Source organism: Pasteurella oralis (assembly GCF_002850605.1).
Lineage (GTDB): Bacteria > Pseudomonadota > Gammaproteobacteria > Enterobacterales > Pasteurellaceae > Pasteurella > Pasteurella oralis.
The window spans coordinates 145,438-166,151 of record NZ_NXGB01000005.1 but is presented as its reverse complement, the minus strand read 5'-3'; the positions used below and the strand labels follow the sequence as shown (position 1 = coordinate 166,151).

At 36.7% G+C, this 20,714-nt stretch carries 20 protein-coding genes; 11 read left to right on the top strand and 9 right to left on the bottom strand.

Features of this window, described 5'->3' with window-relative positions; genetic code table 11:
* Window positions 1-24 precede the first annotated feature (24 nt).
* The 8 genes from C0975_RS08045 (at window position 25) to C0975_RS08010 (ending at window position 6,549) form a co-directional block, all read left to right on the top strand.
* Window positions 25-546 (top strand): iron transporter, encoded by a 522-nt coding sequence (locus C0975_RS08045; protein WP_101775879.1) that lies wholly within the window; start codon window positions 25-27, stop codon window positions 544-546.
* 151 nt (window positions 547-697) lie between these two features.
* Entirely contained in the window at window positions 698-2,095 is a 1,398-nt protein-coding gene (locus C0975_RS08040; protein ID WP_101775878.1) for a Fe-S-containing protein, read from the top strand.
* A complete protein-coding gene (locus tag C0975_RS08035; protein WP_101775877.1) occupies window positions 2,095-3,417 on the top strand; it encodes an ABC transporter permease in 1,323 nt (440 codons plus the stop codon). Before C0975_RS08040 ends, C0975_RS08035 begins: the two co-directional genes overlap by 1 nt.
* Window positions 3,404-4,543: an ABC transporter permease gene (locus C0975_RS08030; RefSeq protein WP_101775876.1), complete on the top strand. Its 1,140-nt coding sequence runs from the start codon at window positions 3,404-3,406 to the stop codon at window positions 4,541-4,543. Before C0975_RS08035 ends, C0975_RS08030 begins: the two co-directional genes overlap by 14 nt.
* An 88-nt stretch (window positions 4,544-4,631) precedes the next feature.
* Entirely contained in the window at window positions 4,632-5,303 is a 672-nt protein-coding gene (locus C0975_RS08025; protein ID WP_101775875.1) for an ABC transporter ATP-binding protein, read from the top strand.
* Window positions 5,293-5,793 carry a TlpA family protein disulfide reductase gene (locus C0975_RS08020; protein WP_101775874.1) on the top strand — a complete coding sequence of 167 codons (501 nt, stop codon included), beginning with the start codon at window positions 5,293-5,295 and terminating at the stop codon, window positions 5,791-5,793. Before C0975_RS08025 ends, C0975_RS08020 begins: the two co-directional genes overlap by 11 nt.
* Before the next feature lie 3 nt (window positions 5,794-5,796).
* Window positions 5,797-6,099 (top strand): c-type cytochrome, encoded by a 303-nt coding sequence (locus tag C0975_RS08015; RefSeq protein ID WP_101775873.1) that lies wholly within the window; start codon window positions 5,797-5,799, stop codon window positions 6,097-6,099.
* 60 nt (window positions 6,100-6,159) lie between these two features.
* Window positions 6,160-6,549 carry a pyrimidine dimer DNA glycosylase/endonuclease V gene (locus C0975_RS08010; protein WP_101775872.1) on the top strand — a complete coding sequence of 130 codons (390 nt, stop codon included), beginning with the start codon at window positions 6,160-6,162 and terminating at the stop codon, window positions 6,547-6,549.
* Here C0975_RS08010 and C0975_RS08005 read toward each other — a convergent pair.
* Window positions 6,539-6,790, bottom strand: a complete 252-nt coding sequence (locus tag C0975_RS08005; protein WP_101775871.1) for a YcgL domain-containing protein — start codon at window positions 6,788-6,790, stop codon at window positions 6,539-6,541. The genes C0975_RS08010 and C0975_RS08005 overlap by 11 nt on opposite strands.
* A gap of 92 nt (window positions 6,791-6,882) precedes the next feature.
* On the opposite strand from C0975_RS08005, the gene minC reads away from it, so the two are divergent.
* Window positions 6,883-7,551, top strand: a complete 669-nt coding sequence (gene minC, locus C0975_RS08000) for a septum site-determining protein MinC (protein WP_101775870.1) — start codon at window positions 6,883-6,885, stop codon at window positions 7,549-7,551.
* Window positions 7,552-7,605: 54 nt separating this feature from the next.
* Here the strand turns inward: minC and C0975_RS07995 are convergent, their stop codons facing one another.
* The 6 genes from C0975_RS07995 to rlmE form a co-directional block, all read right to left on the bottom strand.
* Window positions 7,606-8,292: a hypothetical protein gene (locus C0975_RS07995; protein ID WP_101775869.1), complete on the bottom strand. Its 687-nt coding sequence runs from the start codon at window positions 8,290-8,292 to the stop codon at window positions 7,606-7,608.
* 306 nt (window positions 8,293-8,598) lie between these two features.
* Entirely contained in the window at window positions 8,599-9,057 is a 459-nt protein-coding gene (gene sixA / locus C0975_RS07990) for a phosphohistidine phosphatase SixA (protein WP_101775868.1), read from the bottom strand.
* A gap of 67 nt (window positions 9,058-9,124) precedes the next feature.
* Window positions 9,125-10,459, bottom strand: a complete 1,335-nt coding sequence (gene glmM / locus C0975_RS07985) for a phosphoglucosamine mutase (RefSeq protein WP_101775867.1) — start codon at window positions 10,457-10,459, stop codon at window positions 9,125-9,127.
* Between the two features lie 17 nt (window positions 10,460-10,476).
* The gene (gene folP, locus C0975_RS07980) at window positions 10,477-11,304 is read right to left on the bottom strand and encodes a dihydropteroate synthase (protein ID WP_101775866.1); all 828 of its coding nucleotides are present in this window, start codon (window positions 11,302-11,304) and stop codon (window positions 10,477-10,479) included.
* A 139-nt stretch (window positions 11,305-11,443) separates the two neighbouring features.
* Window positions 11,444-13,354 (bottom strand): ATP-dependent zinc metalloprotease FtsH, encoded by a 1,911-nt coding sequence (gene ftsH / locus C0975_RS07975; protein ID WP_101775865.1) that lies wholly within the window; start codon window positions 13,352-13,354, stop codon window positions 11,444-11,446.
* A gap of 134 nt (window positions 13,355-13,488) precedes the next feature.
* Window positions 13,489-14,118, bottom strand: a complete 630-nt coding sequence (rlmE, locus tag C0975_RS07970) for a 23S rRNA (uridine(2552)-2'-O)-methyltransferase RlmE (RefSeq protein ID WP_101775864.1) — start codon at window positions 14,116-14,118, stop codon at window positions 13,489-13,491.
* A gap of 415 nt (window positions 14,119-14,533) precedes the next feature.
* Between rlmE and C0975_RS07965 the strand changes: the two genes are divergently transcribed.
* Together C0975_RS07965 and C0975_RS07960 are read left to right on the top strand one after the other, a co-directional pair.
* A complete protein-coding gene (locus C0975_RS07965; protein WP_101775863.1) occupies window positions 14,534-16,372 on the top strand; it encodes a glycine betaine ABC transporter substrate-binding protein in 1,839 nt (612 codons plus the stop codon).
* A gap of 18 nt (window positions 16,373-16,390) precedes the next feature.
* Window positions 16,391-17,212, top strand: coding sequence for a betaine/proline/choline family ABC transporter ATP-binding protein (locus C0975_RS07960; RefSeq protein ID WP_101775862.1), 822 nt, complete (start codon window positions 16,391-16,393; stop codon window positions 17,210-17,212).
* A 251-nt stretch (window positions 17,213-17,463) separates the two neighbouring features.
* Here the strand turns inward: C0975_RS07960 and C0975_RS07955 are convergent, their stop codons facing one another.
* Window positions 17,464-19,215 (bottom strand): TadE/TadG family type IV pilus assembly protein, encoded by a 1,752-nt coding sequence (locus C0975_RS07955; protein ID WP_101775861.1) that lies wholly within the window; start codon window positions 19,213-19,215, stop codon window positions 17,464-17,466.
* 719 nt (window positions 19,216-19,934) lie between these two features.
* A complete protein-coding gene (locus C0975_RS07950) occupies window positions 19,935-20,714 on the bottom strand; it encodes a hypothetical protein (RefSeq protein ID WP_101775860.1) in 780 nt (259 codons plus the stop codon).

The window sequence follows — 20,714 nt, the reverse complement described above, 5'->3', positions numbered from 1 at the left end:
TTAAATATTGAGAGGAGATTAAGTATGAAAAAAACACTTTTAACAACAACCTTATTAGCCAGTATTTTGGCTGCGCCATCTGCATTGGCATTCAAAGAATATCCAATCGGTGAGCCGGTCGAAATGAATGGTATGGAAATTGCTGCAGTATATCTACAGCCAGTCGATATGGAACCACGTGGTATGGGACTGCCAGCAGCTAAATCCGATATTCACTTAGAAGCAGATATTCATGCTATTAAAGGAAATGTAAACGGTTTTGGCGAAGGCGAATGGATGCCATATTTAACTATCAACTATACTTTAGTTAATACTGATACAGGTGAAAAGCAAGAAGGTACCTTTATGCCAATGGTTGCTGGTGACGGTCCTCATTATGGCTTAAACATTAAAATGATGGGTGTGGGTAATTACAAATTAACTTATCACATTGAGCCACCACCAAAAGCAGGTATGCACCGTCATACTGATGAAGAAACAGGTGTCGGTCGTTGGTGGAAGCCATTTGACGTAAGCTATGAATTTAAATATACCGGTTTAAATTGATAAAAGACAAGGTGCGTAATGAACGCACCTTCGCTATTTGTTCAGTGCGATTTGATATTTCCAATCACTATTTAAGCATCAAAATAGTGATTGGAAATATTAATATTTTAAGTGAAGTGTCTGCTCGGTCTAAATTTTACACGGATATCTTATGAATTATTTTTTTACTTTTTTACTACAAAATCTCTTCCCCTTTGCTCTACTTTTAGGCTGTGCTTGGTCATATTATCCACAAGTTAAAAGTAAACCGCTAATCTGCCTAACGCTCATCAGTTTTGCTGTAGGTGTGACGACAATTCTTCATTTGCCGAAAAGCCAAACAGTCAATTTGATCCTAACCAGCTTTATTCTAGCCAGCTTACTCTTGTTTTACTTCTGCCAGTTTTTTCGTTCCAACAAAATGGCTTATTTATGCCATATACTATTGACATTTATCGCAGGCATTTTTTGGGGCAAAGATCCTAATCTTGCAGCAATTACAAGTACAGATGTTATCAATACCGATTTTATTTTACATAGTAGTGCGATCATACTCGGCTTACTGCTATGCTTGTTCGTTGCAATATGGCTCAACATTTTATTAAGACAGTGCAAAACTCAACAAAAACTGACCGCACTTTCTTATCTGATTACGACATTGGTGATATTGTTCCTAATTACACCGCTACTTGGCGAGTTGCTGCTGACGTTAATGAAATTACAGATAATAGCACTGACAAAACCACGTCTTAGTTTCGTCGCCAAATCAGGTAACATCGCTAATTTCTTTAACTATATTCACAGTGTGATGCTATTTATTGTACTTGTTGTCTTCACAATCAAAATTCACTTAGTACGTAAATTTGCAATACAGCAAGAATCCCATCCTATCGAAAAACGTAAGAAACAAGCCGCACTTTTAGTATCACAGCGTTTAATTGTTTGGGGAATCGCAATCATTATCTTAACATTAGGTACACAACTGTATTGGGATAAGATAGCTTCTCAACCACCGCGTTTATCAGAAGCTACACCAGTTCAAATGGATGACAGTAATCAAGTTTATATTCCAATTGAACAAGTCAAAGATGGCAAGCTACATCGCTTTGTTTGGATTGCTGATGATGGTAAAGCGGTACGCTTCTTCTTAATTAATCGCTTGCCAGATCGTCTCAGTTTAGCTGCCGTATTTGATGCCTGTATTTTGTGTGGTGATCAAGGTTATGTCATGGAAGGCGATCAAGTTGTCTGTGTTGGCTGTGGAGTAAGAATGTTTATTCCTTCTATTGGTAAACCGGGGGGCTGTAATCCAGTGCCAATTGAAAATTGGCAACAAAATGACACCCACATCATTATTACGAAAAAAAGCTTAGAAGAAGGGCTAAACTATTTTTCTACAATAGTTGAAATTGATGTCATTGATCCTGTCGATCATACTCAGCTAAAAAACACTAAAACTGAACACAAATATAGCTATGAAGGCAAAACTTACTTCTTTGCTAGTGAAAAAAATCTTAATATATTCCGCGAGATGCCAGAACAATATATCAAGATTGAAGGAGGTCAATAATGCTTACTCGTATGCTGATTCAATCTTGGCGCTTCGGTTTGAAACGTAAATTATTAGCCATTGTCACTATCTTCCTTGCAGCAGGTTTAGTGTCTGCCTTGCTCGCTGTGTCTATTGATATTGGCGATAAGATGGCTCGTGAATTGAAATCTTATGGAGCAAACATTTTAGTTGAACCCGCTAGTAGTGCCATATTGCCACAAGATGTGAATGGCGCAAGCTCACTAGCGAGCCAAGACTTTCTCGACGAAAAAGAATTAGCGAATGTCAAAGATATTTTCTGGCGTAATAATATCGTTGGTTTCGCACCACTCTTAAGTGCGGATGTCCAAGCACAAAAAATCGATCAAAGTGCGGTCCAAACGGTTCAAATTTTAGGTACTTTCTTCGACCATCAGATTGCCATTCCCGATGAAGAAGATTACCACACAGGACAAAAGATCATTAGTCCATATTGGAAAGTGCAAGGTGAATGGGTTAACGATCGACAAGACAATTTCGCTGATGTCATTCCTGCTTTAATTGGTGAGCAATTGGCAAAAACATCACAATGGCAAATTGGTAATCAAATCCAGCTCAGTTACCAAGATACTGAATTTACCAATCAACTACGTATTGAAATTAAAGGTATTCTTGCCACAGGTGGACAAGAAGAACAGCAATTGATTCTGCCATTAAGTGCGGTACAAAATCTACTGGGTTTACAAGGTAAAGTGCAAGCAATCAAGGTGTCCGCTCTTACTGTGCCTGAAAATGCACTTTCACGTAAAGCACGTGCAAATGTAGATGGATTAGATGCTGAAGAATATGATCGTTGGTATTGTACTGCTTACGTTTCGTCTATTTCTCATCAACTTGAAGAAGCCATTTCAGGCGCAATTGTTCGCCCAATTTGGCAAGTTGCCGCTTCTGAAGGCGTTGTCATTGAAAAAATCCAACTCCTGCTCGTGGTAGTGACGATTGCAGCACTCATTGCCGCTGCGATGGGAATTGCTTCATTAATGACCACAACCATTATTGAACGAAGTAAAGAAATCGGTTTGATGAAAGCACTTGGTGCTTATCAATGGCAAATTGTACTACTATTTTATTGTGAAGCCATTATTAGTGGCTTATTTGGCGGTATAGCAGGTTGTATTGCAGGCTGGGGATTAGCTAAATTCATTGGTACGACTTTATTCGGCGCACCTCTGGATTTTGCTTGGATTGTTGTACCTTGCGTGTTAGTTCTGGCAATACTGATTGCCTTAATTGGCACGTGGTTTCCTGCGCACCGGATTGCACGTTTATATCCTGTAGAGGTACTTTATGGTCGCCAATAAACCACAATCTATGTTTTGGCGCTTGATTTTACGCGCTTTGCGCTTACGTTTACAGCGCGTCTTCATCATTTTTGCTGCTTTAACTGTCGGTGCAAGTATTGTCACCGCTATGGCTGCTGCCTATTTCGATATCAATACCAAAATGAGTCAAGAGTTACGCACTTTTGGTGCTAATTTCTATATTGGTTCAAATACCAGTGGTGTAATTCAAGAACAGCAATTACAACAAATTCTCACTCAAGCGCCACAAGGCTTAATCAGTGCAGCCAGTCCTTATTTATATGGTGTTACACGTAGCGAATTAGAAAAAATTGTGATGATGGGTGTGTGGTTTGAAGAGATGAAAACCTTAGCACCCTACTGGCAAATCACGGGATCACAAATCGGTGTCAATTTCGATAAGCGTAACGCTATGATTGGTAAAACCCTAGCTGAGCGCTTAAATTTAAAAGTTGGAGATAAAATCACACTCAGTAAAAATGCCGTAGAAAAACACAGTTTTAATATTAAGGCTATCATTGAATCTGGTGATGCTACCGACAATATGTTGATTGTCAATTTAGAATTTGCACAGAATTGGTTAGAAAAGGAAGGGCAAGCAACAAATGCTTTATTGAATGTCAAAAATGATCAAGGACAAGTCGATTCCTTTGCGGCACAATTACAACAAAGTTACCCTGACTTAGAAATTCGCCCTATTCGTAAAGTTTCCGCTTCTGAAGGACAAATTTTAGATAAAATTAAAGGCTTAATGAGTTTAATCTCAGGAGTGATCTTAATTCTCGCCACATTATGTGTGAATACCACTTTAATTGCGATTGTTGGTGAACGCGCTAAAGAATTTGCATTACAAAAAGCGCTTGGTGCTAGACAGCAAGATATTATCAAACAAATTGGTACAGAAACTTTAATTATTGCCTGCTGTGCTATTATTGCAGGTTTAATCATCGGCTATCTACTGGCACAAATTCTAGGACTTACTGTTTTTAAAGCCTACATTGATATGCGCTTACCAGTCATCCCCATTACTATTATTTTATCTTTATTAGTGGCGTTCATTGCAGTCATTGTGCCAACACGACGAGCCTTAGAAATCCAGACTGCCAATATCTTAAAAGGCGAGTAAGTATTTATAAAATAAAGGTTATTATACAAATACAAGATCACTCCACGAAAAACTTATATTGTAGTACAGAATTAACAAAAGGTAGACTATGTCAAACTATGTCATTGAAACACAACATTTATATAAACGATTTGACCAAGTGACCGCACTTGAAGATATCAATATTCAGATTCAACAAGGTGAATTTGTTGCCATTATGGGCGCTTCTGGCTCAGGCAAAACGACATTAATGAACATCCTCACTGGTTTAGATACGGCTTCTGAAGGTAAAGTCATATTAGATGGCATTGATGCGGCACAATTAGATGAAGTTGGTAGACAGCGTTTCCGCGCCGAAAAAATCGGTTTAGTCTTCCAGCAATTCCATTTAATTCCCTATCTCACTGCGCTTGAAAATGTCATGTTAGCCCAGCATTATCACAGTGTTATTGACGAAGAAGCCGCAAAAGCCGTATTAAAGCAAGTTGGCTTAGAACATCGTTTTGATCACCGTCCAAGTCAACTTTCTGGCGGAGAACAACAACGAGTATGTATCGCACGTGCATTAGTTAATCAACCCCCAGTTATTTTTGCAGACGAACCAACAGGAAATTTGGATGAAAAAAATGAACAGTTGGTGCTAGATTTACTTATTCAGCTAAATAAACAAGGCAGAACTATCGTCATGGTCACGCATAATCCCGAATTAGGCAAGCTAACAAACCGTACAATTTTCTTACAACATGGCAAATTTCTACGAGAAGAAATCAATGAAAATTAATTATCTTCTGACTGTACTAGCAAAGCTAATGCTATTAAGTGCAGTCGGTTTTTCACTTATTTCATGCAAAGATGAACATGCTGTTATTGGTCAATCGGCACCAGACATTGCTGCATTTGACTTACAAGGCAATAAAGTCAGTCTGGCTGATTGGAAAGGCAAAACGATTATTCTCAATTTTTGGTCAGAAACTTGTGGTATTTGTATTACTGAATTGAAAACTCTTGAACACTTTATGCAAAATTACCCTCACAATAATTTACATATTATTGCAATGAATATTGATGGTGAAAAAGCAGATACTCAAACTATTGTAACCAAAAGAGAAATTCAGCTTTCTGTTGTTAAAGATCAACTCAAAATCAGCGCAGAACGCTATCAATTAGTTGGCACCCCCACCTCTTTCGTTATTGACCCCGAAGGTAAAATCCTTTATAAATTCGAAGGCTTGATTCCTCATCAAGATTTACATTTACTCTTTAAAGGTTAAATAATGAAAAAAATTTATTCTATTCTATTGATTATGGCTTGTGCAATTTCAACAGCACAGGCAGAAGTGAGCGCTGAACGCGGAAAGCAATTATTCAAGCCTTGCTCATTTTGCCATGGTAATAATGCCGAAAAATCAGCCCTAAACCAATCACGTCCATTAAAAAACTTAGCAGCAGATGAAATTGTTAATGCGTTAAAAGCACGCAAAGAAGGGCAAGTGGTTGGCGCAGGAAACGCAGCAAAATCACGTTTGTCTGATGAAGATATGCAAAGTATCGCTAAATTTATTGAAACACTAAAATAAAAATCACTCTCATGGCGTAATATTACGCCATATTCCTTTCTTCAATTTAAGCTGTACAGTATGACTCGAATTAATCTAGTGCCACCTTCTGATCTTTGTGACCAACATTTACTTGCTGAGCACCGTGAATTAACACGTATTCCTAATGCGGTAGCAAAAGGCAAATATGATTTAACGGGACAACCTGACGATTATAAATTAGGCACTGGACATGTTCGCTTTTTCCTCAATAAGCTCACTTTTCTGAAAAAACGTTATGATTTATTGCACCAAGAATGTAAAGCGCGAGGTTTCAACGTGCAATACATTTGGCCACAAAATTTACCAATAGATAAGAAATTATGGCTAGATTATCAACCTAGCGAGCAGGCATTAAAAATAAATCAAGCTCGCATTTTAGAAAGAATGCCACAAAAAGCTCGATTTACACCAGCAAAAATTACAACTTAAATAACCAATCATCTTCCTTTGGCATTTGTAAATAAAAACCTTGTTGTTGAATTCGCTGTAATACTTGTGCTTTATCTGCATTAACCAAAGGTTTATTACCTGCCAGATTAAACATCATTACAAAAATAGGCACGCCAAACGCCTCTCTTAATGCTTCTGGTACATGTTCAAATTGATCTCGTTTAGCCACATATAAATATGTGCCAACTTTTCGCTGACTTTTATAAATTGCACATAACATTGATTTACTTCCAATTTCTGCAAAAAAGATTTGCCGATCCTAACACAATTATTTATGATTAAAACAGGCAATTCGTTTATTTGGACTTAATTATGGCACAGGATATTGTAGAATTTCGAACCGGGCAATTCTCATCAATTTTTATCACATTAAATAGCTCAAGTCTTACTGTCATCAAACGTTCATTAGCTAAAAAAGTCAAATCATCGCCATCTATTTTCCAAAATATTGCTGTTATTCTCCAATTTACGCCTGCATTGGAAAAAATTAATTTAACTGCCTTAAAAGCACTTTTTGAAGAATTTAATATCCAAATTATTGGTGTTTCTGACTGGAAAAACCATCTACAAAAAGAATTAATTCTCACAGCGGATCTTCCTTTATTAGGAAAAAGCGGCGAATTTTCTGACATTCTACCTGAGCCTCGTTATTTACCCGTCAAAATCATTAATCAACATGTTGAAAGTAAACAAGTTATTTATGCCAAAAATAGTGATTTAATTATTCATGGCAATGTTGAACAAGGAGCTGAGGTCGCAGCAGATGGTAATATCCATATTTATGGAAAATTATTAGGCAGAGCAATGGCGGGAGTTAATACCAATTCAGGTTCAGTTTATACACAATATTTGCATGCAGAATTTATTGCAGTTAGTAGTCGCTTCTTGTATCAAGAAAAAATACCCACAGAATATCTACATAAAGCTGTACGTATTTTTGCCGAAAAAGATAAATTGAGCTTTCAGTATTTGCTTAATTAATAGGGATAAAAATAGCGGATACTAAATCCACTATTTTTATATTATTACTCAGAATTATTGTTTAGGTAAAACAACTTCTTCCACTTTTTCTTTTGCGGCATCTTTCATTTCAGTTGCTTTTTCAACAGCAGAATCTTTTGCTTCTGTCATTGCTGCTTTCGCATCTTCCATTTTAGTTGCTGCCGTATCTTTCATTTCAGTTGCTTTTTCAGCTGCTGAATCTTTCGCCTCTGTCATCGCTGCTTTAACATCTTCTGTTTTAGTTGCTACAGCATCTTTCATTTCAGCCATTTTATCCGTTGCAGCATCTTTTACTTCTGCCATTTTTTCTTTTGCTACATCTTTCATTTCAGCTGCCTTTTCTACAGCTGAATCTTTTGCTTCTGTCATCGCCGCTTTAGCGTCTTCCATTTTTGCTGCCGCGGCATCTTTCATTTCTGTTGCTTTTTCAGCAGCTGCATCCTTTGCTTCCGCCATTGCTGCTTTCGCTTCTTCCATTTTTGCCGCTGCGCCATCTTTCATTTCAGCTGCTTTTTCTACTGCTGCATCTTTGACTTCTTTTGCTGCTTCAACCGCCGAGTTTTTCACTTCATCTGCTGCGCTGACTACGGCATCTTTTGCTTCAACAACGCTAGCCTTAGCTTTCTCAACTTCTTGACCAGCTTTGCTATCTTTATCAAAACAACCTGTTACAGTTAAACTCGCGCCTAATACTAATGCAGCTAATACTGATTTTTTCATCATTTCTCCTAAAATTTACGAGGTTTTAAAATAAAAAACTCACAAAGAATATCACTTTGCTCAGTATAGTGTGTATTAAATTACACAAAAAAGAAATCATTATTTACACTTTTTTACGAAATAAAAAATCACTTTTACAGCAATAAAATATTTACTTAAAGAAATAGCTAATTGAATTTATTAATAAAAAGAAATAAATTTATCGGTTTTCTGTGAATTAATGTAAATAATTGAACTTTTAAGATCGTTTAATTTCAACTCAAAAAACTTCAATCAAGGTTTATTTATCTTATAAAATTAATCCAATTACTCTGGATATTTTGCTTGTACTACCATGCCAATATGTCGACTCCATTCAACTTTCGCAATGGTAGAAGGATAAAAACTTACTGAATTACGTCCACACAGTGCAGCAACAATTTCTCCAACTAAAGGTAAATGTGAAACGATCAAAACAGATTCGATCCCTTGTTCTGCTAAAACATCAAGATAACTCACTACGGTATGTGCATTACCATAAGGCGTAATTGCATCCCAGATTTCAACTTTACTTAACAACTGATTATCATAAACTTGATTGATTTGCTCAAAAGTTTGTTGTGCGCGAATATAAGGACTAACGAGTACATGCGCTAAAAGTGCGGTCGATTTTAACCAAATTCCTTGTGCTGTTGCTTGCTGCCTCCCACGGCTATTCAAATGACGTTCTTTATCCGATTTCGCCATCAATTCAGCTTCACCATGGCGCATTACAAAAATATCCATAATTTATTCTCAATAAGACAAAAACAAACTGAGCACAATAAGGCTCAGTTTATAAACAGTAAAATAGCTAATTTGCTCGAACAGCATCAGCAATTTGTTCTGCACATTGCTGAGCAAGTTCCCCATCTTCACACTCAACCATTACTCGAATTAATGGTTCAGTACCTGATTTGCGTAGTAAAATACGTCCTTTACCAACAAGTCTTTTTTCAACATCAGCGGCAATCGCTTTCACTGCTTTACTCTCAAGTGGATTAGCACCACCAGTGAAGCGAACATTAATTAATACTTGTGGGAAAAGCGGCACAGCACTCGCTAATTCATTCAATGATAATTTATGTTGAACCATAGCTGTGAGTACAGCAAGTGAAGCAATAATTCCATCACCTGTGGTATTTTTATCTGCAATAATAATATGACCTGAATTTTCACCGCCATATAACCAACCTTTTTCTTGCATTTTCTCTAACACATAGCGATCACCTACATTAGCGCGCGCAAATGGAATAGCAAGTTGCTTAAGAGCTAACTCAAGACTCATATTACTCATTAATGTACCAACAACACCACCTTTCAAATTGCCAGCACGCAATGCTTCACGCGCAATAATAAATAAGATTTGATCACCATCTACTTTATTACCTAAATGATCAACCATAATTAAGCGGTCACCATCACCATCATAGGCTAAGCCAACATCTGCTTTCGCTTCTAATACTTTATCCTGTAACGCTTTAATATCGGTGGCACCACATTTTTCATTAATATTCATACCATTGGGTTTAGTCCCAATTTCGATCACTTCAGCGCCTAATTCACGCATGACATTAGGTGCAATGTGGTAAGTTGCCCCATTTGCGCAATCAACAACAATTTTATAATTTTCAAGGCTTAAATGTGCTGGGAATGTGCTTTTACAAAACTCAATATAACGCCCAGCAGCATCAGTGATACGGCTCGCTCGACCTAGATCAGCCGATTCCACACAATCCATAGGTTCATCAAGCATTGCTTCAATCGCCTCCTCCACATCGTCAGGCAATTTTGTCCCCTGTGCAGAGAAAAACTTAATTCCATTATCGTAATAAGGGTTATGTGATGCCGAAATCACGATCCCCGCTTCAGCACGAAAAGTTCGTGTTAAATAAGCAATTGCAGGAGTTGGCATTGGACCTGTAAACGCAGCCGAAAGCCCTGCGGCGGCAAGTCCTGCTTCTAATGCTGACTCTAGCATATAACCAGAAATACGCGTATCTTTACCAATTAATACTGTACGTGAACCTTGTGTCGCTAATACTTTACCCGCAGCCCAACCTAGTTTAAGAGCAAAATCGGGGGTAATTGGTGCTGAGCCAACTTTTCCACGTACTCCGTCTGTACCAAAATATTTACGTTCTGCCATTTGAATTGTCCCTTTATTTAAACTTGCAGCGTCGCTTGCCAAATTTTTAGTGCATCGGCGGTTTCTTCTACATCATGTACTCGCAAAATTTTTGCACCATTCATCGCAGCAATTAATGCACCAGCTACACTACCAACAATACGTTGTTCCACTGTTCTATCTAATACAGCACCGATCATTGACTTTCTTGATAGCCCAGCCAATACAGGAACGCCTGCTGCACAAAAGTGCGGTAAGTTTTGCAGTAATTTATAGTTATGTTCAACTGTTTTACCAAAACCAAATCCCATGTCCCAAATGATATTCTCTTTACGAACACCCGCTTGAATACATTGTGCAGTCCGTTGTTGTAAAAAAGAAAATACATCTGCCACAACATCATCATATTGTGGATTGTTCTGCATTGTGCGAGGTTGCCCTTGCATATGCATAAGACATACAGGTAAATCAAGCTTTACTGCTGTTTCCAATGCATTTGTTTCACGTAATGCCCGAATATCATTAATCAAATCCATTCCCACTTGCGCTGTAGCTTTCATGACTTCAGCTTTTGAAGTATCTACTGAAATCCAACAATCAAAATTATGATTTACCGCTTCAACAATAGGTAAAACACGTTCTAACTCTTGTTCCAGACTCACTTCATCAGCCATTGGTCGTGTTGATTCACCGCCGATATCAATAATTGTCGCTCCAGCTTTGAGCATTTTTTCTACATGAAAAAGTGCTTTGTCCAGAGCAAAGAATTGACCACTATCAGAAAAAGAATCAGGCGTAAAATTAAGAATCCCCATAATTTGAGGCGTTGATAAATCTAGGACTTTATTATTTGCGTATAGTTTCATTAATTGTTGCCATGAGAAAAAGTGCGGTTAATTATAGCGAAATATGAGAGGGGAAAAAATAACTTCTTATCAAAACGAGTAAATAAAGCTAACAAAAAACCTCTTTAATGTCAGTTAAAGAGGTTTTCTTTATCAACGTTTATCTATCCAGAGATTCATTATTTTCTACATCTTCTGATTTTTCAACTGGACTCTCTTGTTCAGTATTAGTCTTTGATTTTGTTTGTGAACGTTCAGTCTCTTCCCAGCCTGATGGTGGAGTGACTGGTTGACGCTGCATGAGCTGCTCGATTTGTGCTTCTTCGATGGTTTCATATTTTACTAACGCATCTTTCATCGCATGTAAAATATCCATATTATCAACTAATATTTGTCTTGCTCGCTCATAATTACGCGTCACGATCGCTCTTACTTCTTCATCAATCAGATGGGCGGTTTCATCAGACATATGCTTTGCTTTCGCCATTGAACGTCCTAAAAACACTTCACCATCGTCTTCTGAATACAGAATTGGACCTAGCTTGTCAGAAAATCCCCATTGCGTCACCATATTACGCGCAATATTAGTTGCCACTTTAATATCATTGGAAGCACCCGTTGAGATATTCTCTTCACCATAAATAAGATCTTCAGCTAAACGTCCAGCATAAAGTGTAGACAACTTACTTTCTAATTGTTTTTGGCTAATACTGACTTGATCGCCTTCCGGTAGGAAGAAAGTTACCCCTAATGCGCGTCCACGCGGAATAATCGTCACTTTATGCACAGGATCATGTTCAGGTACTAAATAACCTACGATAGCATGACCGGCTTCATGATAAGCAGTAGATTCTTTTTGCTTCTCTGTCATGATCATAGTACGACGTTCAGGTCCCATATTAATTTTGTCTTTTGCTTTTTCAAATTCAAGCATTGTGACTAAACGTTTATTAGTGCGCGCAGCAAACAAAGCTGCTTCATTGACTAAGTTAGCAAGATCAGCCCCTGAATAACCCGGTGTGCCACGTGCTAATGTCATCGCATCGACATCTGGCGCAATAGGCACTTTACGCATATGCACTTTTAAAATTTGCTCACGACCACGTACATCTGGTAAACCTACCACAACTTGACGGTCAAAACGACCTGGACGAGTCAACGCAGGATCAAGTACATCAGGACGGTTTGTCGCCGCAATTACAATGACTCCTTCATTACCTTCAAAGCCATCCATTTCCACTAACATTTGGTTTAGCGTTTGTTCACGTTCATCATGTCCACCGCCTAAACCCGCACCGCGTTGACGACCAACAGCATCAATTTCATCAATAAAGATCAAACAAGGTGCATTCTTCTTTGCTTGCTCAAACATATCACGTACACGAGAAGCCCCTACACCAACAAACATTTCGACGAAATCAGAGCCTGAAATGGTAAAGAATGGCACTTTTGCTTCACCCGCAATCGCTTTTGCTAATAAAGTTTTCCCCGTTCCCGGTGGACCAACCATTAAAATACCTTTAGGGATTTTACCGCCTAATTTTTGGAATTTGCTTGGATCACGTAAAAAATCTACAATTTCGCCCACTTCTTCTTTTGCTTCATCACAACCTGCGACATCTGCAAACGTAGTTTTGATTTGCTCTTGGGTCATCATACGGGCGCGGCTTTTACCAAAGCTCATCGCTTTACCACCACCACCTTGCATTTGACGCATAAAGAACAACCAAACCCCAATCAGTAGTAACATTGGGAACCAAGAGATTAAAATTTGTGAGAAGAAACCACGTTTTTCTGGCGGCGTACCCTCAACTTTTACTTTTTTATTTAATAAATCATTTAATAACTTATCATCATTTAATGGCATCACAGTGGTATACTTTGAACCATCCGCTTTGGTCACATAAATTTCATTGTAATCAAAACGAGCCTGACGTACCTGATCATTGCCTAAGTCCGTAATGAAAGTGGTATAGTCAGTGGCATTTCCTGACGAAGTTGAATTAAAGCCTTGGTATGCGGTCATCATTACTACCGCGACCACAATCCAAAGGACTAAATTTTTTACCATATCGTTCAAGGTTTAACCTCTTTTTGTTTAACGTTAATAATTTGTTGCAAAGATTACTATATTTGTTATGAAATTGGAAATTATCCTAGTCATAGCGTTTATTTACTGAAATAACTTTCAAAAATTTGGCTATTTTAATGTTTATAACCTGTCGCAACAATATACACCTCACGAGAACGGCCTCGAGAAGCCTCAGGTTTCCGTACTTTTACAACACTAAATAGAGAACGAATTTCTCTCAAGTATTCATCAAAACCTTCACCCTGAAAAACTTTTACGACAAAACTGCCTTTTGTCGCTAACACTTGCTTACACATATCTAAAGCAAGTTCAACTAAATACATTGCTCGTGGAATATCCACTGATGGCATACCACTAAAATTTGGTGCCATATCAGACATGACTACATCCACTTTGCTTTCTCCAACACGATCCAATAATGCGTTTAATATATTCTCATCACGAAAATCGCCTTGCAAAAAATCAACACCGACAATTGGATCCATTTCTAAAATATCACAAGCAATCACCCGACCTTTATCACCGATTTGACCTACTGCATATTGTGACCAACCACCAGGTGCTGCCCCGAGATCAACGACAGTCATTCCTGCTTTAAATAAACGATCTGTTTGTTGAATCTCATCCAATTTAAAATAAGCACGTGAACGCAACTTTTGTTTATGTGCTTTTTGCACAAACGGATCTTTAAAATGTTCATTTAACCAGCGTGAAGAACTTGCTGAACGTTTTTTCTTTCCCATAAACTGCTTCTATTTTTCAAACGTTTTCTCAATATGGGGCATTATACACAAGTTTCAAGGCTAAATTGGCAGAAAAAATAGATTGCTTCATATTTAATTAGTAATCTGTTCTTTGCGACTCTAGCCTGATAAAACTTTCCCAAAACAGACCGCACTTTTTCTTTTACAAGATAATTTGCTATCACTCTGCTTAAATGTTATAGCACAAATAATTTAGTTCAAAAGACTGATATCGAGCATAAATTAATCTTTGATATATTTGGAAAGCATTATTCATACTTAATAAAGAACATGAGTAGATGATCAGCGCAAAATACTCTGATATCGACATGGATTAATTCAAAAGAAGAATTCATTGCATCTGAGATGTATTTCATTACAATTTGTATACCTAATTCAGAGAAAGGAACTCAATATGAAAAGCTTAAGAAGCTTAGGTATCGTATTTTTACTCTTATTTAGTGGTTACACTTATGCTTGTGATAGCAATAAGCCGATCAAATTAGGTGCATTAGATTGGGAAAGTGGGCAATTTTCTACTGCCCTTTTAGAACTCATTTTGCGTGAAGGCTATGGATGCCAAACTGAAATTGTGCCCGGTGCAACAACAGCACTAGAAACGGCATTAACACAAGATGATATTCAAATTATTGCTGAACAATGGGTGGGGCGCTCACCTATTATTGAACAAGCTGTAGCAGAAAAACGCGTGCACATTATTGGTAATACTTTACGAGGTGGTGCAACACAAGGTTGGTACGTGCCTACTTACGTCAAAAAGAAGCATCCTAAACTACAAAAAGTCAGTGATTTACCTCAATTCGCCTATCTCTTTCCTGATCCTGAGCATCCCAATAAAGCGCGTTTTTTAAATTGTCCAACAGGCTGGGCTTGTGAAATTTTCAATACGCACCTATTAAAAAATACAGGTTTAAGCCAACAATTTAATAATGTTCACCCTGGCACAGGCGCAGCATTAGATGCCGAAATTGCTGCGGCGTATGAACAAAAGCAATCTATTCTTTTCTATTATTGGCAGCCGACAGGATTAATGGCGAAGTATCAATTTGAACCTATTATTTTTCCAACATACCAATCAAGTTGTTGGGAAAGTTTACTTCACCAAGATAGTATAACCACTTGTATTAGTGGATTCCCAAGTTCACGACTCGCTATGTCAGTATCAATGGCATTTGCCCAACAATATCCAACTTTAGTTGCACTTATCAATAGTATTCAATTCGAGCCGCAAATTTTAAATCAAGCCATTCTAGAAATGACAGAAAACAAACGTAATGGCAGTATACAGGCATTGTTTTTCTTACAACAATATCCAGAACTTTGGCAACAATGGCTTTCGCCTGCGGCAGCAATAAAACTACAACAATATTTACAACAAGGAGATATGGCTCATTCTTCTGTTTTCGCCTCATGGTCCATTGCAGACAAACTTAATCGCTACTTAGTCAATACAGTACAAGACTATGGCAGTCAATTTCGCCAAATAAGCCAATTTTCTCTTGATTATTTATTGATTCCTGTTGAAAAAGGGCTACAAGCCACACCAGCGTGGTTAATGTTAATCATTATTGGCTATATTGGTTGGCATGCGACAAGAAAATATTGGTTTGCTTTACTTTGTGTCACAGGCTTTTACCTCATTGGTACATTTGGATTATGGCTACCTTTAATGCAAACCCTCGCCTTACTCATTGTATCTGCACTATTTATTACGTTATTTGGCATTCCAATTGGGATCTTAATGGCCTCTAACAAAAAGTTACATCAGATTTTACAACCTGTCCTTGATGTCATCCAAACTATGCCAAGTTTTGTATATTTAATACCCGTACTTATGTTGTTTGGTATTGGTAAAGTGCCTGCTTTATTTGCTACTGTGGTTTATGCCATTGCACCATTAATTCGCCTAACTGCATTAGGTATCCGTCAAGTGAGTCCACAAATTATTGAAGCAGCCCAATCTTTTGGCAGCACAAGATGGCAACTCCTACTTTGGGTGTTATTACCTCAAGCAAAAGCCAGTATTATGGCAGGGATTAACCAAGCCGTCATGATGTCCTTAGGTATGGTAGTCCTAGCATCTATGATTGGCGCAAAAGGATTAGGTGAGCATGTATTACAAGCAATTCAAACGTTAAACATTGGGCAAGGTGTAGAAGCAGGGACTGCCATTGTTATTTTAGCAATCATTATCGATCGCATTACACAAGCGTATGGTCGTGGTCAAAAATAATAGAGCAAAGAAATAAACATGACACAAATTACTTTTAAAAATATCAGTAAAATCTATGGCGAAGCATGTCATCAAGCACTCGCTTTATTAAATGAAAATGCATCAAATTCAGATATTTTTCAAGCCACAGGTTGTCAAATTGGTTTACGTAATATCAATTTACAAATTAATGGCAATAGTATTTTTTGCATTATTGGTTTATCAGGTTCTGGGAAATCAACGCTAGTTCGCCATATCAATCGTTTAATTGAACCAAGTTGTGGTGAAGTGTGGGTGTGTGACACGAATGTGACAGCGCTAAATGCAAAAGATTTACGCAAATTCCGCCAAACACGTGTCAGTATGGTCTTTCAGCACTTTGGACTATTACCACACTTAACAGTACGACAAAATGTCGCTTATGCGCTAAAAGTACGAGGTGTGTCTAACAAAGAACGAAAAGAACAAGCAGAATATTGGCTAAATGAAGTTGGTTTAGCAGGCTATGAACAAGCCTATCCAGCTCAACTTTCTGGTGGAATGCGGCAACGTGTAGGATTGGCACGCGCTTTAACTGCTGATACCGATATTATTTTAATGGATGAAGCATTTTCTGCGTTAGATCCGCTTATCCGTATAAAATTGCAAGATCTAGTATTAAATTTACAACAACGTTTAAATAAATGTATTGTATTTATTACTCATGATATTGATGAAGCTATCAAAATGGGAAATCAAATTGCGATTTTAAATGCGGGTGAATTAATTCAAGTAGGAACACCACAAGAATTACTACAAAAACCCGCCAATAACTATGTGGCACAGTTTATGCAAACCGCAAAATGTCATAATCATTGCTAAAATTTTTCTAAAATAGACCGCACTTTGCTTAAGATAGGTTTCTCATGACTTATTTAAAGATAAGTTTAATCCCGTTAAGCAAAAAGCGGTACTCGCTGTATGGATAGCCCTAGACACTATTAATCATAAAAGAGCGATAAAAAAGTCCCAAATTTATTTTGATAAACTGGGACTTCTTGCTTACTGACAAAATGAATCAGTAGATAAGGTATTTATGAATGTAATCTATACTAAGAATATGTTATTTCACACTATCTTTTCAATGGCACTGAATGTCCAACTTCTTCATCTAGGCTAATAATTTGCTTAAAGCTATCTAATAACTCCTGCTTATTTCTTGCCTCATAATAATGAGAACCAACACATTTCTTCCAAGCAGAAACTTGATCTTTTGGTGGATTATAACCAAAAGCAACAAATGCAACTCTTGTTGGTAATATATGAAATTTTTTATCCTGTAAAGAATCTATTTTTTCTTTAACTTTACTACATAATCCTGCATTGAGTAATCTTACAAGTGTGTCTTTTGAAGGTTGATTATCTGTACCATCTGATAAAACTAAAATCACTCGTTGAGTATTAGTCTGTAGTTTTTCAGGTTTTGCTCCAGAGTCAGTGTTTTTATTCATCATCACATTAGCTCCGATAATGAACCCTGATGTTGCTGCTGTTCCACCTCTAGGAGTTATCTGTTGTAATGCAGAATAGATATTTGGGTTATTTTTATCGAACCACGCTTGGGTCGTTGCTTTTCCTTCGTTTCCACCTAAACAAAAACGTTCATCTTTAAATTCAAATTCATAATGACGATTTTGTCCATTAAACGTATTAATATCACTCAATGTTTTTGAAATATCTAAATAAGATTCAAAAAGACGATTAATTGTATCCCAGTCACCAATATTCAATGCCTCCTTTAAAAGTTTTTTGGGTTCTACTTCGACATTACACATTTTTATTGAAGGATAATAATTAGAATAATCTTCAAGGCAGCCTTGAGAATCTTGAATATTTGCTTTGTTATAAACTGTTCTAAAGTAATGAGCTTTATCATTTCTATCTAAAATAACATTCTTAACAGATAATCGTTTTCTACCTTCATTCAAATAATAAGGCAATACACATTTTTCAGTATTATCCTTCTGGCGAGCTCCCGCAGCAAAAGTAGTAAACCCTATTCTATTATATGAACTAATTCCTTCTACAGATTTAACTGGTAACAAAATTTCAGAAATATCTTTAACTACATCGCGTAAAATATCTATTTTTCGATGTGGATAACGCCCCTGAGGCAGCTCATTTCCTCTTTCATCTCTCTCCTTTTGTCCAACCTCCCACAGCATAGATTTTGAAAAGTCCGAGACTAGCATCAAATCGATTGGTGTAGTTAAACTATTTTCTTTAACCGCAGCAGATAAACCTGAATGTATAGGCAAACGTCCATTTTTTGCTTGTGACTTAACTAATTCTTCACTCAGTGGTAACCAAAATTGACGATGAACATTACCTTGAACAACACAGCTTACTGATTTTTTCGGTGCCATCTGCCCATCTTTAGCAGAAATAGTTTGTTTACATTCATACTCAAAATGCTCGGGAATCGTAACGGGCAGATCTTTATTTGAGTTGTCTTTATTGTGAGAACGTAAATAAGCTTTCACCATACCATGGATCATCTCTCGATTGCGCTTATCTTGCTGAGCACTTAATTTAGAACCATGCTTTCTTTCTTCTTCAGCCGTAACTTGTTGTTTCTTAACGCCATCATGCGGATTTTTTCTAAATTGATTATTTTCCGCGACTAACATCAACGCCGCTTGCTCTGTTGCTTGTGCTAGCCGCGCTTTATCTAACAAAATCCCTGTACCATCCACCGTGAATGCGATAACTACCAATAAGGGAAAGGTGAGTAATGCCGTCATGACGGCATAAACACCTGACTGATTTTGATAAAAAGATTTAACCCGCTGATAGCAGCAAGATATTGCATGATAATTTTTCATAATAGTTCCATTAAAATTATTTATTTCTCATCCAATGAGAAATACAGCAAAAGAAAAATAGGCAATAAGTTACATATTTTAAAAAAGCTATAGTTTATATAAAGCTTTTAAAATATAGGAAAGGAAACGATATAAGTTTTAAAATAAATAAAAAACTTAGAAAAGAAAAAATAATTATTTTTAAGATAAATATTTAGAGAAAATTGCTTAATCATCAAAATTAGTACCTCATAACCTAACATAGATTAGCATATATGATATGCAATAAACTAATACGAAATAACAAATTAAAAAATATTATAAGTTTTAATATTTCAATCTAACAAGAAGAAAAATAGGAGAAATGAATTAAAACATAAATAGCATAAACCTAAAAAATAATAAAAAGTAAATAAAAAATATAAATTTCCAAGTCCATTTATTCTATGCAATAAAAAATAAAAATAAAGAATAAAATTAAGTTACAATTATGTGGTCATACCAGAAAACAAAAATTAAACAAAATAAATATTAAAAAACAACAAAAATAGATTAAAATAAAAACACAACTAAAAAATCAATTATGACATCTCATAAAAAAGGAAGTCTAATTTAATATTCAGACTTCCTTTAACCAAATAAATATAAATCATTTAAAAGAGAAAAAATCACTTTTTTATTGATTATTTTTCTGTTTGAAAAAATTTCATGATTTCTTTTTATACAAAGTAAAAATAAAACTATGTCTTACCAAAAAATTCCAATATATTCTGCCGAATCGCTTTAACTGGGAATTTAATCAATAACTGCCACTTTGCTTCTGAATAGAATACATTATGAAACGGTTTCAAACGTCCATAGACCTCAAATGCTTCATCCCGACGTCCCAAGCGATATAATGCTTCTGCCCAAATTAACTGCGCTTTCGCATACATATTTATATCATCTTCAGCGGATACCATTGCACAAGCCGTAATGCATTCTGAATAACGCTTCAAATTCTTCAACATTAAAGCGGCATTTGTTTTCGCAATAGCATAAGTCGATGCATTATCACTACGCTTAATAGAAGCCAATATTTGTAAAAACTCATCAACTTTATTTAGGCTGAGCAATAAGGAACTAAGAAAAAGTTTATCGTCACTGTTAAGGGCAGGTTGTTGAGCAAAATCATTGTACAATTGCTCTAACTCATCAACTTTTTTCAAATGAATAAGCAGGTTTGCTAATTGCATTTGGGCAGAACGATAAACAGCCCTATTTTCATTAGGGATACTGCGATAAATATCAAATACATGCTCAAAATTACGCAACACTTTAACTGGCTTTTCTCTTTCTAACATCTCTAATAAAGCAGCCTTTTGAATTTGCAGTAAATGGTATAACTCAGGTTCTACCTGCTTATCAATATCCATTTTGTCCAATGCTAAGAGCGCAGCTTTGGTCTTTTTTTGTTTTGCTAGCTCAATAGCTGGTCCTGCGACACTTAAAAAACGTTGGGTTATTTTGTCATCTAACAT

What these genes read in the sequence shown, in the direction of transcription:
- C0975_RS08040 (WP_101775878.1), top strand. Translation starts at nt 698, where the DNA reads ATGAATTATTTTTTTACTTTTTTACTACAAAATCTCTTCCCCTTTGCT.
- C0975_RS08045 (WP_101775879.1), top strand. Translation starts at nt 25, where the DNA reads ATGAAAAAAACACTTTTAACAACAACCTTATTAGCCAGTATTTTGGCT.
- folP (WP_101775866.1), bottom strand. Translation starts at nt 11,304, where the DNA reads ATGAAACTATACGCAAATAATAAAGTCCTAGATTTATCAACGCCTCAA.
- C0975_RS07960 (WP_101775862.1), top strand. Translation starts at nt 16,391, where the DNA reads ATGACACAAATTACTTTTAAAAATATCAGTAAAATCTATGGCGAAGCA.
- glmM (WP_101775867.1), bottom strand. Translation starts at nt 10,459, where the DNA reads ATGGCAGAACGTAAATATTTTGGTACAGACGGAGTACGTGGAAAAGTT.
- C0975_RS08035 (WP_101775877.1), top strand. Translation starts at nt 2,095, where the DNA reads ATGCTTACTCGTATGCTGATTCAATCTTGGCGCTTCGGTTTGAAACGT.
- rlmE (WP_101775864.1), bottom strand. Translation starts at nt 14,118, where the DNA reads ATGGGAAAGAAAAAACGTTCAGCAAGTTCTTCACGCTGGTTAAATGAA.
- C0975_RS08030 (WP_101775876.1), top strand. Translation starts at nt 3,404, where the DNA reads ATGGTCGCCAATAAACCACAATCTATGTTTTGGCGCTTGATTTTACGC.
- C0975_RS08015 (WP_101775873.1), top strand. Translation starts at nt 5,797, where the DNA reads ATGAAAAAAATTTATTCTATTCTATTGATTATGGCTTGTGCAATTTCA.
- C0975_RS07995 (WP_101775869.1), bottom strand. Translation starts at nt 8,292, where the DNA reads ATGAAAAAATCAGTATTAGCTGCATTAGTATTAGGCGCGAGTTTAACT.
- C0975_RS08020 (WP_101775874.1), top strand. Translation starts at nt 5,293, where the DNA reads ATGAAAATTAATTATCTTCTGACTGTACTAGCAAAGCTAATGCTATTA.
- C0975_RS08010 (WP_101775872.1), top strand. Translation starts at nt 6,160, where the DNA reads ATGACTCGAATTAATCTAGTGCCACCTTCTGATCTTTGTGACCAACAT.
- C0975_RS07950 (WP_101775860.1), bottom strand. Translation starts at nt 20,714, where the DNA reads ATGTTAGATGACAAAATAACCCAACGTTTTTTAAGTGTCGCAGGACCA.
- C0975_RS08025 (WP_101775875.1), top strand. Translation starts at nt 4,632, where the DNA reads ATGTCAAACTATGTCATTGAAACACAACATTTATATAAACGATTTGAC.
- C0975_RS08005 (WP_101775871.1), bottom strand. Translation starts at nt 6,790, where the DNA reads ATGTTATGTGCAATTTATAAAAGTCAGCGAAAAGTTGGCACATATTTA.
- C0975_RS07955 (WP_101775861.1), bottom strand. Translation starts at nt 19,215, where the DNA reads ATGAAAAATTATCATGCAATATCTTGCTGCTATCAGCGGGTTAAATCT.
- ftsH (WP_101775865.1), bottom strand. Translation starts at nt 13,354, where the DNA reads ATGGTAAAAAATTTAGTCCTTTGGATTGTGGTCGCGGTAGTAATGATG.
- sixA (WP_101775868.1), bottom strand. Translation starts at nt 9,057, where the DNA reads ATGGATATTTTTGTAATGCGCCATGGTGAAGCTGAATTGATGGCGAAA.
- C0975_RS07965 (WP_101775863.1), top strand. Translation starts at nt 14,534, where the DNA reads ATGAAAAGCTTAAGAAGCTTAGGTATCGTATTTTTACTCTTATTTAGT.
- minC (WP_101775870.1), top strand. Translation starts at nt 6,883, where the DNA reads ATGGCACAGGATATTGTAGAATTTCGAACCGGGCAATTCTCATCAATT.